The organism is Micromonospora trifolii, assembly GCF_022229005.1.
Taxonomy (GTDB): Bacteria; Actinomycetota; Actinomycetes; order Mycobacteriales; family Micromonosporaceae; genus Micromonospora; species Micromonospora trifolii.
In genome coordinates this window covers 64,319-78,373 of record NZ_JAKKFD010000010.1, presented here as the reverse complement: position 1 = coordinate 78,373, position 14,055 = coordinate 64,319, and the positions used below count along the sequence as shown (strand labels likewise).

Below are 14,055 nucleotides of genomic sequence, written 5' to 3'. Positions count from 1 at the left end.
GCGGCCGGCCCGAAGCCGGCCGCTGGTGACCCGCCGAGCCTCGGGCCCGCTCAGCGCGGCGGGCCACCCCGGCGGTTGCGCATCAGACGCAGCACCAGGAACACGACGATCGCGACCACCACCAGGCAGCAGAGCAGCGGGAGCACCCCGAAGCCACTGCGGCCCCGCCGCCGGGCGGCCTCCACCACGAGTTCGCCGGTGCCCGTGGACGCCCAGGCCGCGACGGGCACGAAGACCGCGAGTACTACCGCACCGAAGACCGCGCTCAGGCGGCCCCACCACTTACCGAATGAAGACATGTGCCCATCCTCGCCGAAGGGCGCAACCTCGGCACGTCGGTCCACGCCGAATCACGGGACCGGTTGGTCCAGCAGCTCTCCGGGCAGGCACGCAATGCGCGCGCAACGTCCCGGCAAAGATGATGATCTTTACATGAATCTCTTGAGGTGATCGGATTCGCCTCATGCTCAACTCTGTAGACAGTGCGCGAATCTCTCGCACCCGAAGATCTGCGGCGGCAGCGGTGGGCGTCACCCTCGTCGCCGCACTCCTCACCCCCGCCGCGGCGCACGGCGCCCCACCGCCCACACCGCCGCCGACGAGACCCGCCCCGAGCGGCGACGCGGGCCGCACACCGGTCACTGTCACGCTGATCACCGGCGACCGGGTGACGGTGACCCCGGGCGTCCACGGCGCAACCCCCTCGGTGGATGTCGAGCGCGCCCCGGGCGCCACCGGCTCCGTACGCATCTCCACCGAGGGCCGGGACACCTACGTCTACCCGGACGAGGCGTTGCCGTACCTCGCCACCGGTCGACTCGACAAGCAACTGTTCGACGTCACCCAGCTCATCGCCGAGGGCTACGACGACGCGCGGACCAGCGAACTCCCCCTGATCGTCACCCGCACGACGGGTTCGGCGAAGCTCAGGAGCGGTGCCACGCTGCCGGGCGCACAGACCACGCTGGAGCTTCCCTCCGTCCGTGGCGAGGCGATCCGCACCCGCCGATACCAGGCCGCGGACTTCTGGTCGGCCCTCACCGCTGGACAGTCGCCGACCGGCCGCAGCGCTGCCACCCCGGCACCCTCCTTCGCGGCCGGTGTCGACAAGGTGTGGCTCGACGGCAAGGCGAAGGCCACCCTGGCCGACACCACAGCCCAGATCGGAGCGCCCGCGGCGTGGGCCGCGGGTGGCACCGGCGGCGGTGTCCGGGTCGCCGTGCTGGACAGTGGAGTGGACACCACCCACCCGGATCTCGCCGACCAGGTGGTGGCCTCCCGGAGCTTCATCCCCGGCCAGGACGTGATCGACCGCAACGGGCACGGCACCCACACCGCCTCCACCGTCGCCGGGACGGGCGCTGCCTCCGGCGGCAGGGAACGGGGCGTGGCCCCCGACGCCGACCTGGTGATCGGCAAGGTCCTCGACGAGTACGGCAGCGGGTCCATCTCGGGGATCATCGCGGGCATGGAGTGGGCGGCGCGCGCCGAGCACGCCAAGGTGATCAACATGAGCCTCGGCGTGAGCGCCTGGCACACCCAGGACGACCCGCTGAGCCAGGCCGTCAACCAGCTGACCGCCGAGACGGGTGCGCTCTTCGTGGTGGCCGCCGGCAACAGCGGACCAGATCCGTACACCCTCGGTGCGCCGGGCACCGCGGACGCCGCGCTGACCATCGGCGCGGTGGACACCTCCGACCACCTGGCGGGCTTCTCCAGCGCCGGGCCCCGGATGAACGACGAGGCCCTCAAGCCGGACATGACCGCCCCCGGGGTGGACGTGCTGGCGGCACGCTCGCAGCACATCCCCTGGGGTGAGGGCTACTACTACGTCGACAGTGGCACCTCGATGGCAGCGCCGCACGTCGCCGGGGCGGCCGCCCTGCTGGTGCAGAAACACCCGACGTGGAGCGCGCGGCAGCTCAAGGACGCGCTGATGAGCACCAGCGTCCGCACGCCCGACTACGACGCCTACCAGGCCGGCAGCGGTCGGTTGAACGTCGCCGCCGCCTACCACCAGGACCAGGTCGTCGCGTCCGGGTCGGTGGACGCCGGCCTCGTCACGTGGTCGCCGGGCAGTACGCCACAGCCGATCAAGCGGACGATCACCTACACCAACACCACGGGCAGCCCGATCGCGTTGGAGCTCTCCGTCGACCACGGCAGCTCCCCCGCGCAGACGTTCACGGCAACCGCCGACCGCGTCACTGTGCCCGCCGGGGCCAGCGCGACCGTCGACGTCGTGGTGGCCCCGGCCGGCCTTCCCGCCGGCAGGTACTCCGCCCAGGTCACGGCCCGCTTCGCCGCCGGTGAGGTGCACACGGCCGTCGGGGTCGCCGTCGAGTCCAAGAAGTACGACCTCACCATCAACCTGAAGGACCGCGCCGGCCGGCCCATGAGCGGCGAGGTCGAGGTCGTCAACGCCGAGACCGGCTCCGCCTTCATGTGGGTGCCGGACGGAAAGCTCACCGCCCGCCTGGCGCCCGGCTCCTACACCGTCGTCACGGCGGCGGACGTGGAGGGCCTGTACGGGCCCCGCTCCCTCGGGCTCGCGATGCTGACCGCTCCCGAGGTCGACCTGACGACCAACCGGGTCGTGGAACTCGACGCCGCGCGGGCTCGCCAGGTGAAGGTGGCGACACCCCAGCCGACCGCCGTCGTCAACAGCAGAATCGACGTCTACCGCTCCTTCACCTCGAGCGAGCCGACACCCACCGACTGGAGCGCTCTCCGCGAGACGTTCTGGCCGGGCACCGCCTATGACAGCCTGTGGGCCCTGCCGACCACTGACAAGGTGCGGAAGGGCAGCTTCGTCTTCACCACCCGGATCCGCGCCGAGCAGACGCCGCTGGCGATCAGCTACCAGGGTCGGCACGTCAGCGACCCGCTCGCGCAGCCCGGTTCCCCACCGCTGCCCGACGGCACCTCGCGCCTGGACGCCGTCTTCGCGGGCGTCGGCGGCACCGCCGACTACGCCGGCGTCTCCGCCCGCGGCAAGGCAGTGGTCGTCCGCGGCGACGACTCGGTGACCCCCACGGACCAGGCAGCGGCGGCGCGCACCGCCGGTGCGGCGATGCTCGTCGTGGTCAACGACAGGGCGGGCCGCAAGAGCGTCTGGTACGGCAACCCCGACGGCGTGACGACCGGACCGATCCCGGTGGCCTCGGTGACCATGGACGAGGGCGAGGCGTTGATCCAGAAGATCACCGCTGCGGGCCGCAACCCGGTGCGACTGGTAGTGGTCGCCCACCCCACTGCGAAGTACCTGTACGACCTGGTGGACTACCACACGGGCGGGGTGCCGAAGGACCCGTCCGCCAAGACCGACCCGCGCCACCTCGCCCGGATCGATCTCACCTTCTCCCCGCCCCCGGGCAAGCAGTCCAGCGAGACCCGGATGGACTTCCCACAGTACGAGTACGCGGCGGCACGGCCGTTCCCGTTCGAGCCGGTCGCGCCGGGCCCGCGCACCGACTGGGTCTCCGCGGGCGGCGGCATCAAGTGGATGCAGTACGCAGACGTCGCCGACTGGGCGCGGTCCAACACGGAGGCCATCGCGTACCGGCCGGGCAGCGTCCAGAAGGACCGCTGGTTCGGGCCCATCACCCGGCCGCGGCTGCTCAGCACGGAGATCCCGTTCCGTGGTGAGACCGCCATGAGCGCCTACATCCAGGGGTTCGGCGACGCGGGCGCCGCCCACAGCGGCGGGGCCAGCATGTCGCAGATCGCCACGTTCTATCAGGGCGACAGGCAGCTGACCCAGTTCGACGGCTGGCCGGAGGTCGGCGCGGGTGATCTGTCGCCGGAGAAGCTGCCGTACCGACTGGTCGTCGAGACCACTGGCAAGCCCGAGTTCAGCCCGTACTCGACCGCCACGCACACCGAGTGGAGCTTCGTCTCCGGCGGCAGCACCGAGGTGCAGGCCATCCCGCTGGTCCAACTGGACTACGGAACGGACGTGGACTTCGCGGGTCGGACGAAGCGCCGAACCGACTTCGCGATCATGCCGGTGGTGGTGGGCAGCACCGCTGCCCGCGACGCCGTGTCGTCACTTCAGCTGGAGATCTCCTACGACGACGGGGCTACCTGGCAGCGGCAGGACCTGCGGGAGAAGAAGGGCACCTGGCAGGCGTCGTTGAACGCACCGCACCGGGCCGACTTCGTGTCGATCCGGGTCACCGCCAAGCAGCGCAACGGTGGCGGCGTCACCCAGACCGTCACCCGGGCCTTCGGCCTGCTGTAGAACCCGCCCGGGGGGTCGGCGCCGACGAGGTGCCGGCCCCTGCGGGGGCCCCTCAGCGCGCAGCGGCACCAAACAAGTCCGGCCCCCACACTGTGGGGGCCGGACTCATATCACTTTCAGTGGTAGCGGGGACAGGATTTGAACCTGCGACCTCTGGGTTATGAGCCCAGCGAGCTACCGAGCTGCTCCACCCCGCGTCGACTTGTTAAGACTAACCCACCCGTTCCGGCGATGATCAGCGGGGGTCACCAATCGCTGTGGCCCGCCACGCCAGAAATTCGAAAGCCCGCCTCCGGCAACCCGGAGGCGGGCTTCGAACTTGTAGCGGGGACAGGATTTGAACCTGCGACCTCTGGGTTATGAGCCCAGCGAGCTACCGAGCTGCTCCACCCCGCGTCGGCTCGCTAACCGTAGCGCACCACCCCCGGGCCCCGCAAAACGACATCCGAATCCGCCGGATCGCGGTCCGGCACGTCCCGGTCAGCCAAGCCAGACCTTGATGGCCGCGGCCGCCCGGCGACTGTCCGCGTCGACCTGAGCCCGCTGGCTGGAGGTGCCCTCCCAGCCCTGCTCCCAGAGGATGGTCACCACGTCGCCGACCCGGATCGCCCGGATCAGCCGAACGTCCTCCATACCGGTCGGGTCGCCGTTCACGTCCTGACCCGCGCGGCGCATCTCGAACAGCACCGACTCGTCGCCGAACCCACTGTCCGGGATCAACCGCTGCCTGCTCTCCCCCGGCGTGTCGTCGCCCGGCAGCTTCTGCACGGGGCAGTCCCGCACCGCCTGCCGCAACTCCCTCAGCACGTCGTCGGCGCGCCCGGCCCGATAGATCGTGATGGAGTGCGCGTAGCTGCCGTCCGGGACGTACCCCTTGGGGGTCTGGGGCAGCTTGTAGATCAGGACTCGGGTTCGGCGGTGCACGACCGCCTCGCTCGGGATGCGTGCGCCGCACAGGCCCGGCAGCGCGGCCACGTCCTGGAACACCGGCGCGATGCCCTTGTCGTTGCTCGGCGCGAGCGTGAAGAACGCCCGATCCGGGATGCGCGTCGGCGTCCTGGGGGGCTGCGGCGCGCCGGTACCCGGAGACGTGGCCGTCGCACTCTGAGTGCGGCCGGGCGTCGTCGGCGGGACGGACGGCGATGGCGAACCGCCGGTCGCGCTCGGAGACGGCGACGCCGACAGCGTCGGCGTCGCGGCCGGCGCGGGTACGGACGCCGACGGCGGGGCGACCACCTGGGACCCGATCACCACGCCCACCACCACCAGCCCCACGGCGAGGGTGCCCCCGGCCGCACGGAGCCGGGCCCGACGGTCCGCCTGGTGCCGGAGGACGTCAGGAAGGCCCAGATCGCGAGCGTCAGCGTCGGCGGCGAGGGACCTGTACAGCTCGGACAGTTCACGCGACATCGGTGGCCTCCAATTCCACGACAGCCAGATCGGGCAGCAACGCGGCGAGTCGGGCTCGGCCGCGGGAAAGCCAGGACTTCACAGTGCCGACGGGTACGCCGATCTCAACGGCGATCTCCTCGACCGGCATGTCGAACAGGTAGTGCAGCGCCAAGGCTCGCCGGTGGGTCGCCGGCACCTGACGCAAAGCCTGGACCAGCAGCACGCTGTCCTCGTTGGGCGGAGACACCGACGGGGGAGCCCCCGCCAACCGCAACGCGCCCCGCAGACCGCGTAGCCGCCGCCAGCGGTCGGTCGCCAACCGGGACACCACCAGCCGCAGCCACGCCTCTGGCGCCGGATGCGCCGACAACCTGCCCCACTGCCGCCAGGCCCGGGCGTACGCCTCCTGCACCAGGTCCTGCGCCTCGTTGTAGTCGCCGACGACCGCATAGCCGTACCGCATCATCCGCCGCGTCGTACTGCGGTAGAAGTCATCGAAGCTTTGCCCATCCCTCACAACTGCTCCCCCTCATCCACCCCGTTGCAATTGAGGACGGTGGACCGGTGCCGCAGGTTGCGGCCCAGCCGCACCCTGTCGGCGAGGTGACAGGAGCCCAGTTCCGGACGCGGCGGAGCCCCCGCCGTTCGGACCGGTGCGGTCCGACGACGGGGGCTCCGAGACGTACTCCCGGCGGTGGTCGGTCAGCCGCCGACGCTCGGGCTGGCACCCGGCGCACCAGCGGCCTGCTGCGCCTGCTGGAACGCGGTGAGCGCCTCGTCGAGGGCCTTCAGCGCACGCCCGTACCGCTCGAAGTCGCCCGACGTCTGCGCGGCCCGGACCTCGGTGATCGCGGTCTGCACCCGGTCTGCGGCGGCAGCCAGGTCACCGGTCGGCGGTGGGGTGCCGGCGCTCGGGGTCGGCGTTGGTGCGGCCGTCCCCGAAGGCGTCGGCGTCGGGGTCGGGGTCGTCGGGTTGCCCCCCGTCGTCGGCGGCGGCGACGTGCCCTGACCGGCCTTCTTACCCTGCTCGACCAACTGCTTGATGCCGTCGTTGATGTTGTCGGCCAGCGCCACGAACGAGCCGCCGTCGCCGTACGAGAGCAGCACCTTCTGCAACAGCGGGTACGCGTCCTGCTGGTTGCTCTTCACGTAGACCGGCTCGACGTAGAGCATCCCGTCGGCGAACGGCAACGAGAGCAGGTTGCCGTACTGCACCTGCGCCTGGTTGCTGGAGAGCAGGTTGAGCTGCTGACGGATGTTCGCGTTGTTGGTCATCTGCTGGTGCACCTGCACCGGGCCGGAGATCCGGGTCTGATCCGGCAACTCCAGCACCTCCAGCCGGGGCTGCCCGTCGACGTACGACCCGGAGATCAGCGCGGCGAGGTTCTGCCGGCCGTTCGGGGTGACCGCCGAGGTGAGCTGGAACCGGGGGCTCTCCTGCCCCGGGAACTGGGTGAACAGGTAGTACGGAGGCTGCTTCTGACCGCTGTCCGGAGCGTCCGGCACGTTGGGCACCTGCCAGAAGTCCTGTGCGGAGTAGAAGTCACCCGGGTTCGTCACGTGGAACTTGGTGAGCAGGTTGCGCTGCACCTTGAACATGTCCGCCGGGTAGCGCAGGTGCTCGGTCAGCTCGACCGGGATCTCCGCCTTCGGCAGCACCAGGTCACCGCCGAACGCCTTGTTCCATGCCTTGAGCACCGGGTCGGTGTCGTCGTACTCGTAGAGCTTCACAGTGCCGTCGTACGCGTCGACGGTGGCCTTCACCGAGTTGCGCATGTAGTTGACGTCCTCCCGGGCGAGCTGGAAGGTGCCCCGGTTGGTCAACTCGTCGGTGGTCTCGGTCTGGAGGTTGACCTTCTCCGCGTAGGGGTAGGAGGCCGCAGTGGTGTAGCCGTCCACGATCCACTGCACCCGACCGTCGACCACCGCCGGGTACGGGTCGCCGTCCAGGGTGAGGAACGGCGCGACCTTCTCCACCCGGTCGCGCGGGTTACGCACGTAGAGCAGCTTGGAGTCCTTGTTGACCGCCTCGGAGAGCAGGAAGTTCGACTCCTGCTCCTTGATGGCGTACAGCAGTCGCCGGGTGAAGGAGCCGATCTCGACGCCGCCCTCACCGGTGTAGGTGTACGACTCGCCGCCGCCCTCACCGACCGGCCTGTCGAACTCGGCCTTCTTGTTCGGGTCGGACTGCCCGACGATCGCGTAGTCGTCGGCGGCCATCCGCTCGCCGTAGTAGATGCGCGGCTGCTTGGCCGGGATCTGCTCGGTCTGCGAGGAGCACGCCTCCTGGGTCTTCTCGCCGAGGAAACCGGAGACGAAGAACGGCTGCCCGCCGCAGACCACCTGGTTGGCCGGGGCGGCCACCAGCCCGTACCCGTGGGTGTAGACGGTGTGCCGGTTGATCCAGGTGTTCTGCTGGTCGGTCAGCTCGCCATAGTTGATCTCCCGGACGCCGACCACGTAGTCGGAGACCTTGCCGTTCACCCCGTACCGGTCGATGTCCAGCTTCGGACCGAAGTCGTAGAAGCCACGCACCTGCTGGAGCTGGGTGTACGTCTCGCTGACCAACTGCGGGTCGAGCAGCCGCACGTTCGACACCACCGACGTGTCGGTGGCCAGGTTGCCCGGTGGGGTGAGGTTGTTCGCCGCGTACGGTGTCGTCTCGGTGGCCCCCAACCCGAACGCCGCCCGCGTCGCGTCGATGCTGCGCTGGATGTACGGCGCTTCCTTGTCCTTGGCGCTCGGCTTGACCTCGAAGGTCTGCACCGCCCAGGGGTAGATGCCACCGATGGCCACCGCGGACACACCGAGCAGCGCCAGCGAGATCCCCGGCCAGACCAGGTTGCGCATCCAGGCGTTGGAGAACACCAGGATCGCGATGGCGACCACGATCGAGATGTAGGCGAGGATCTCCTTCGCCGGCAGCAACGCGTTGACGTCGGCGTAACCGGCGCCGTACAACTTGGCGCCCTCGTTGTACTCCAGCAGCATGGCCCGCCGGTCCAACACGTACGCGATCGCCTTCAACAGCACGAAGACCGCGACCAGGGTGCTCAGGTGCGCGCGGGCCGCGTTGCTCATCCGGTCGCCGACGCCCTGCAGTCGGACCCCGCCGAAGAGGTAGTGCACCGCCAGCGCGCCGATCACGGCCAGCACCACAGCGGTGAAGGCGACGCCGAGCAGGTAACGCCAGAACGGCAGTTGGAAGACGTAGAAGCCGATGTCGACACCGAACTCCGGGTCCTTGATGCCGAAGTCACCGCCGTTGCGGAAGAGCAGCCACTGGTTCCACCGGTTCTGCGCGGAGAGACCGGCGAAGAGCCCGACCACAGCGGCGGTCAGCGAGATCCAGGTGCCGAGACGCGGGCTGAGCACCATCCGGTAGCGCTCCAGGGTCGCCTGCTCCACCGAGTGCGGGCGCAGTCGCGGGCGCAACCGGTAGGCCAGCCACAGGTTGCCGCCGACGATCACCGCCATGCCGAGGCCGATGGCGAGGAAGAGCACCAACCGGGTGAGCAGGACACCGGTGAAGACCTCGGTGTAGCGGACCTCGTCGAACCAGAGCCAGTCGGTCCACGCCTGGACACCCCAGCCGAGCAGGGTGAAGAGCACGAAAACCCCGACCAGGACCGCGATGGTGACGCGCCCGCGCCGGCTCATCCTCGGGAGGGGGCTGCTGCTACGCATGACCACTGTTGGCTCCGCACGCTCGATATGATCGGCTCCGACCAGGCACCCAGAGTACGGGGTGTTCCTGAGCGTGTCGGGGCACGGTCACACCGGTCAGCAACGCGTCGGCTGACCACCCGCGCGTAACGTCTCCAGAGCGGTCATCGCCTCGTCCAACGAGCCCACCCGCAACAGCGGCAGATCGGGCTGCGGATTGCGGACCGCCTCGGCGCAGTTGTCCGCCGGCACCAGGAAGACCTTCGCCCCGGCGCGCTTGGCGCCGACCAGCTTCTGCGCGATCCCGCCGATCGGGCCGACGGCGCCCTCGTCGTCGATGGTGCCGGTGCCGGCGATGATCTGGCCGCCGGTGAGGTCGGCCGGGGTCAACTTGTCAACGATCCCCAGGGCGAACATCAGACCGGCGCTCGGCCCACCGATGTCACCCAGGTCGATGCCGAGCGTGAAGGGGTGCGGCTGCTGCTGATCGATCTCGACACCGATCCGCGGTCGGCCGTCCTGCTCCTGACTGGTCACCGTCGCGGTGGCCGGCGCGCCGTCACGGGTGTAGCCGATGGTCAACGCCGTGCCCGCCGGCTTGGCCCGGACCAGCTCGGTGACCTTCGCGGCCACCGGCACCGGCTGACCGTCGACCGAGGTGATCAGATCGCCGGCCTTCAGCGCCCCGGCCGCCGGGCCGTCCCCGGCCACCGTCTTGATCACCACCTGTACCGGAAAGCCCAGCTCCCGCAGGGCGGCGGTCTCCGCGCTGGTCTGCGACGCCTTGAAGTCCTCGGCGTTGCGCTGCTCGACCTGCTCCGTCGACTCCCCCGGCGGGTAGACCAGCTCACGCGGCACCACCGCCTCGTCGTCGGAGAACCAGCCCGCGATCGCCCCCCGCAACCGCACAGTGGGCTGCACCCCCACCGTGGTCAACCGCAACTGACCGGCCGAGGTCGAGGTCTCCCGACCGGAGACCTGGATGACCTCCTTGCCGTCGGTCGTGCCGAGGGTGTTGACCGTCGGCCCCGGGCCCAGCACCACGTACGGAATCGGCACCCGGAGCACCCCGATGCTCAGCAGGGCGGTGAACAGGGCACCGAGCAGGACCGTCAGGCCACGACGTCTCATGCCGCAGAGCGTACCGACCGGTCGCGGGTCACCCGCCGGATGCGGCGCGCGACTTCGCCCTCAGCGCAACGCCAGCGGCGGCTACCTGGGGCGCGGTCCGCGTACCGTAGATGTCGTGCCTGATATTCCGTTCGGTTTCGCGCTCCCGGGTGGGCAGCCACCAGACCCCAACGATCCCGCGCAGATGCAGCAGTTCATGTCGCAGTTGCAGCACCTGCTCTCCGCGCCGGGCAGCGGGCCGGTCAACTGGGACCTGGCCCGGCAGGTAGCAGCCAGCCAGCTCGCGGCCGCCGGTGACCCGGCGGTGTCGATGTACGAGCGCAACGCGGTCGAGGAGGCGTTGCGCCTTGCCGACCTGTGGTTGGAGCCCGCCTCGGCGTGGCCCACCGGCATCCAGAACCCCGTTGCGTGGAACCGCAACGAGTGGATCTTCAAGACCCTGGACGTGTGGCGCAAGCTGTGCGACCCGGTCGCCAGCCGGATGGTCGGCGCGATGGGCGACCTGGTGCCACCGGAGGCCCGCGCCCAGCTCGGCCCGATGCAGTCGATGGTGGCCTCCCTCGGTGGCGCGCTCTTCGGCGGCCAACTGGGCCAGGCCCTCGGTTCGCTCGCCGCGGAGGTGCTCTCCGCCGGCGACATCGGGCTGCCGCTCGGCCCGGCCGGCACGGCCGCGCTGATCCCGGCCAACATCCGGGCGTACGGCGAGGGCCTGGAGCTGCCCGAGGACGAGGTCCGCCTCTACGTGGCGCTGCGCGAGGCCGCCCACCAGCGGCTGTTCCAGCACGTCCCGTGGCTGCGCGGGCATGTGCTCAGCGCTGTCGAGATGTACGCCTCGGGCATCCGGGTCAACCGGGAGGCGATCGAGGAGGCGATGGGCCGGGTCGACCCGACCGACCCCGAGTCGATGCAGGCGATCGCCCTGGAGGGCATCTTCACCCCGGAGGACACTCCGGCACAGAAGGCCTCACTTGCCCGCCTGGAGACCGCACTCGCCCTGGTCGAGGGCTGGGTGTGTCACGTCGTGGACAGCGCCGCCAGCGACCGGCTGCCCAACGTCGTCCGGCTGGGCGAGGCGTTCCGCCGTCGCCGGGCCGCCGGCGGTCCCGCCGAGCAGACCTTCGCCGCGCTGGTCGGTCTGGAGTTGCGCCCCCGCCGACTGCGCGAGGCCGCAGCGCTCTGGGCCGCGCTCACCCAGCACCGTGGCATCGAGGGCCGCGACGCCGTCTGGGGCCACCCGGACCTGCTCCCGTCGGACGACGACTTCGCCGACCCGGTCGCCTTCGCGATGAACGACATGGACCTCAGCGAGCTGGACAGCTTCGACTTCACCGCCCCCGGCGGGGTGGAGGAGAAGGCCCCCGGCCAGCCGGGTCAGTCGGGGCAACCCGGTCCGTCGGACGAGACCGACGGCGAGGGCGACGCCAAGTCCTGACGCCCGCGTATCCACGGCCTACGCCGCGGGTGCCCGCAGATCGACAGCGGGCACCCGCGGCGCGTTCGGCGGTTCAGGTGGGTCGGCCCGACCCGGAGAGCAGGGCGCGGGTCGCTTCCCAACCCTCGAAGGCAGGGTCCAGCGTGGCCAGGTCGGCCGGGCCGCGCAGTCGTCGCCAACCGGTGGTGACCGCCACGTCACCCGGGCGCGGGGCGTTGGCGCGCGCCTCAGCCGGCGTCGCCGTGTCCAGTTCCAGCGTCGGCAGCCAGTCCGGCGCGGGCAGTCGTACCGCGACCCCGAGCAGACCCGGGCCGCCGCCCTCGACCGGGGCCACCGCGACCGGCCGGCTGGTGAGTGGGCGGAGCAGCTTGCCGACGGTCAGTGCGGGCAGGTCAGGCACGTCACTGACCAGCACGGCCGCCTGGTCGTACCCCTCCAGCGCGGCGAAGACGGCGTTCGGTGTCGGCTCGGCCACCTCGTACACCGTCGTGCCGGGCCACACCAGGGCATCGGCCAGAGCCCGGTCGGCCGGGGTCACCGCGACCGCGACCTCCACCTCGTTGAGCGTGGCGAACAGGTCGATCACGTCTTCCGCGAGAGCCGCTCGCCACTGCGCCAGGTCGACGCCGGGGGGCGACCAGTGCACCGGCCCGAGCAACGCCACCACCACCCGTCGCGCCATCCCCCGACCCTAGCGCCCCGCCCCACACGGCCACCCGACCCGCCTACCTGAGCGGGGCTCGCCGACATGATCGACTCGGTTTCGTTGAAGTCGCGGTGTCCCGGAGCCCTCATTAGCGCGGTCTTCAGGAACGCGAGTGGATCTCGACGCGGGGGGCCCCGGCTCGGCGCGGGTGTGGATCAGCTGGGCAGCGGTGCGCAGGAGGAGGCGGCGGCGACCCCTTCGAGGTAGCCGCGGGCGCGTTCCGACTTGGGGTAGCGACCAACCAACGCCCAGAACCGGGCGTTGTGGCTGGGCACGATGAGGTGCGCCAACTCGTGCAGCAACACGTAGTCGATCACCCATTCGGGCATCTCCTGGACGCGGTGCGAGATTCGGATGCTCCGGTCTGCCGGCGTGCAGGAGCCCCACCGGCCGTTCTGGTTGGTGACCCACCGGACGCTGGCCGGCACCGCCTTCGTGGCGTACCCGGCGAGGTAGAGGTCGATGAGCCGGTTGGCGCGGGCCAGCAGTTCGGCGTCGGAGCGGGCGAGGCGGCCCTCCCGGGCGGCGAGCCGGGCGAGCATCCGGTCGACCCACTCGCTCTCCTCGGCACGGGAGAACTGGTCGGGGATGAGGACGACAACTCGCTCACCGTCACGGTAGGCGGACACCGTGCGTCGCCGACGCTGGCTGCGCCGCACCTCGACGACCGGCTTGCGCGTCCCCGCCATCACTGGCCCGCGCAGCCTCGACTACGTGTCACGAAGGACAGCTAATGCCCACTGACCAGGGGTCCGCAAGAGTCAACCGCACGACACGCGCCCAGAAAATGGTGATTGGTCGCCAGGCGTCCCGAAAATTTCTTGACCGCAGCGCCATCGCGCCATCTCGTCACCCTTGGTGAACGGCGATGGCGCCGGTGCGTGGCACGTCCCCACCGTAGGTGATCACCGTCCCGGATGCCGCTGCGGGGGCACTCGCACGGGTGGCTGTCAGGGTTTGGTCGGCGTGTCCCCGCCAAACTGACTTATCCGACCTATTTCGCCATGCACACTCTCGACGTCGACTTGCTCACAGTGTCGATGCACAGCTGACATGGAACTGCCCAGACCTGGGTAGGGTCCGCGGACCAGCGGTCACGAAGGTGGCCGCGGAGTGAGACCCAGCGCCGGCGCCCCGTGTGGCCCGCCGCCGGGCACCCCGCCGGAACGGCATTGACCGGCGGACGAGACGAGGAGGGCATCGTGGCCGACCAGGCCCAGACGACCTACAACGGTTACTGCGTGAAGTGCAAGGAGAAGCGGGACTTCGAGGGGCACGTCGAGGTCTCGAAGACCGGAATGAACATGGCCAAGGGCAAGTGTCCGGTATGCGGTACAACAGTGAACCGCATCCTGGGCAAGGCCAAGGTCTGACCCGAACGGGTGAACGGGGGTGGGGTGGCCGGTGGCCACGCCACCCCCGTTGCCGATCGGGAGGTCGGTGCCACCGGCGTCGGTAGGCCTGTGGGGTGCACCGACCACAGCA

General features: G+C 70.4%; 10 protein-coding genes and 2 tRNA genes. 3 read left to right on the top strand and 9 right to left on the bottom strand.

All coding sequences use genetic code 11. The features are described from left to right. Positions 1-50: 50 nt before the first annotated feature. The gene (locus NIE79_RS07395) at positions 51-299 is read right to left on the bottom strand and encodes a hypothetical protein (protein ID WP_030336617.1); all 249 of its coding nucleotides are present in this window, start codon (positions 297-299) and stop codon (positions 51-53) included. 224 nt (positions 300-523) lie between these two features. Here NIE79_RS07395 and NIE79_RS07390 point away from each other — a divergent pair, with 224 nt between their 5' ends. Beyond that, positions 524-4,243, top strand: a complete 3,720-nt coding sequence (locus NIE79_RS07390; protein WP_238677824.1) for a S8 family serine peptidase — start codon at positions 524-526, stop codon at positions 4,241-4,243. A 120-nt stretch (positions 4,244-4,363) separates the two neighbouring features. On the opposite strand, the gene NIE79_RS07385 is transcribed toward NIE79_RS07390, so the two are convergent. From NIE79_RS07385 to NIE79_RS07360, 6 genes are all read right to left on the bottom strand, one after another. Next, positions 4,364-4,440, bottom strand: a tRNA-Met gene (locus tag NIE79_RS07385). Positions 4,441-4,565: 125 nt separating this feature from the next. Further along, positions 4,566-4,639, bottom strand: a tRNA-Met gene (locus NIE79_RS07380). 84 nt (positions 4,640-4,723) lie between these two features. Next, on the bottom strand, positions 4,724-5,653 hold the full coding sequence (locus NIE79_RS07375; protein WP_238677823.1) for a hypothetical protein: 930 nt from the start codon (positions 5,651-5,653) through the stop codon (positions 4,724-4,726). Continuing rightward, the gene (locus NIE79_RS07370; protein WP_308193146.1) at positions 5,643-6,152 is read right to left on the bottom strand and encodes an RNA polymerase sigma factor; all 510 of its coding nucleotides are present in this window, start codon (positions 6,150-6,152) and stop codon (positions 5,643-5,645) included. The genes NIE79_RS07375 and NIE79_RS07370 overlap by 11 nt, the downstream gene beginning before the upstream one ends. A gap of 185 nt (positions 6,153-6,337) precedes the next feature. Further along, a complete protein-coding gene (locus NIE79_RS07365; protein WP_238677822.1) occupies positions 6,338-9,322 on the bottom strand; it encodes a UPF0182 family membrane protein in 2,985 nt (994 codons plus the stop codon). Positions 9,323-9,418: 96 nt separating this feature from the next. Next, positions 9,419-10,432 (bottom strand): YlbL family protein, encoded by a 1,014-nt coding sequence (locus NIE79_RS07360; RefSeq protein ID WP_238677821.1) that lies wholly within the window; start codon positions 10,430-10,432, stop codon positions 9,419-9,421. A gap of 184 nt (positions 10,433-10,616) precedes the next feature. Here NIE79_RS07360 and NIE79_RS07355 point away from each other — a divergent pair, with 184 nt between their 5' ends. Beyond that, positions 10,617-11,864, top strand: coding sequence for a zinc-dependent metalloprotease (locus NIE79_RS07355; protein WP_238677867.1), 1,248 nt, complete (start codon positions 10,617-10,619; stop codon positions 11,862-11,864). A gap of 73 nt (positions 11,865-11,937) precedes the next feature. Here the strand turns inward: NIE79_RS07355 and NIE79_RS07350 are convergent, their stop codons facing one another. Both NIE79_RS07350 and NIE79_RS07345 read right to left on the bottom strand, forming a co-directional pair. After that, positions 11,938-12,546 (bottom strand): glycosyltransferase family protein, encoded by a 609-nt coding sequence (locus NIE79_RS07350; protein WP_238677820.1) that lies wholly within the window; start codon positions 12,544-12,546, stop codon positions 11,938-11,940. Positions 12,547-12,725: 179 nt separating this feature from the next. Beyond that, positions 12,726-13,259: a M48 metallopeptidase family protein gene (locus tag NIE79_RS07345; RefSeq protein WP_238677819.1), complete on the bottom strand. Its 534-nt coding sequence runs from the start codon at positions 13,257-13,259 to the stop codon at positions 12,726-12,728. Between the two features lie 513 nt (positions 13,260-13,772). On the opposite strand from NIE79_RS07345, the gene NIE79_RS07340 reads away from it, so the two are divergent. Continuing rightward, positions 13,773-13,943: a DUF5679 domain-containing protein gene (locus NIE79_RS07340; protein ID WP_167457767.1), complete on the top strand. Its 171-nt coding sequence runs from the start codon at positions 13,773-13,775 to the stop codon at positions 13,941-13,943. The last annotated feature ends 112 nt before the right edge of the window (positions 13,944-14,055 follow it).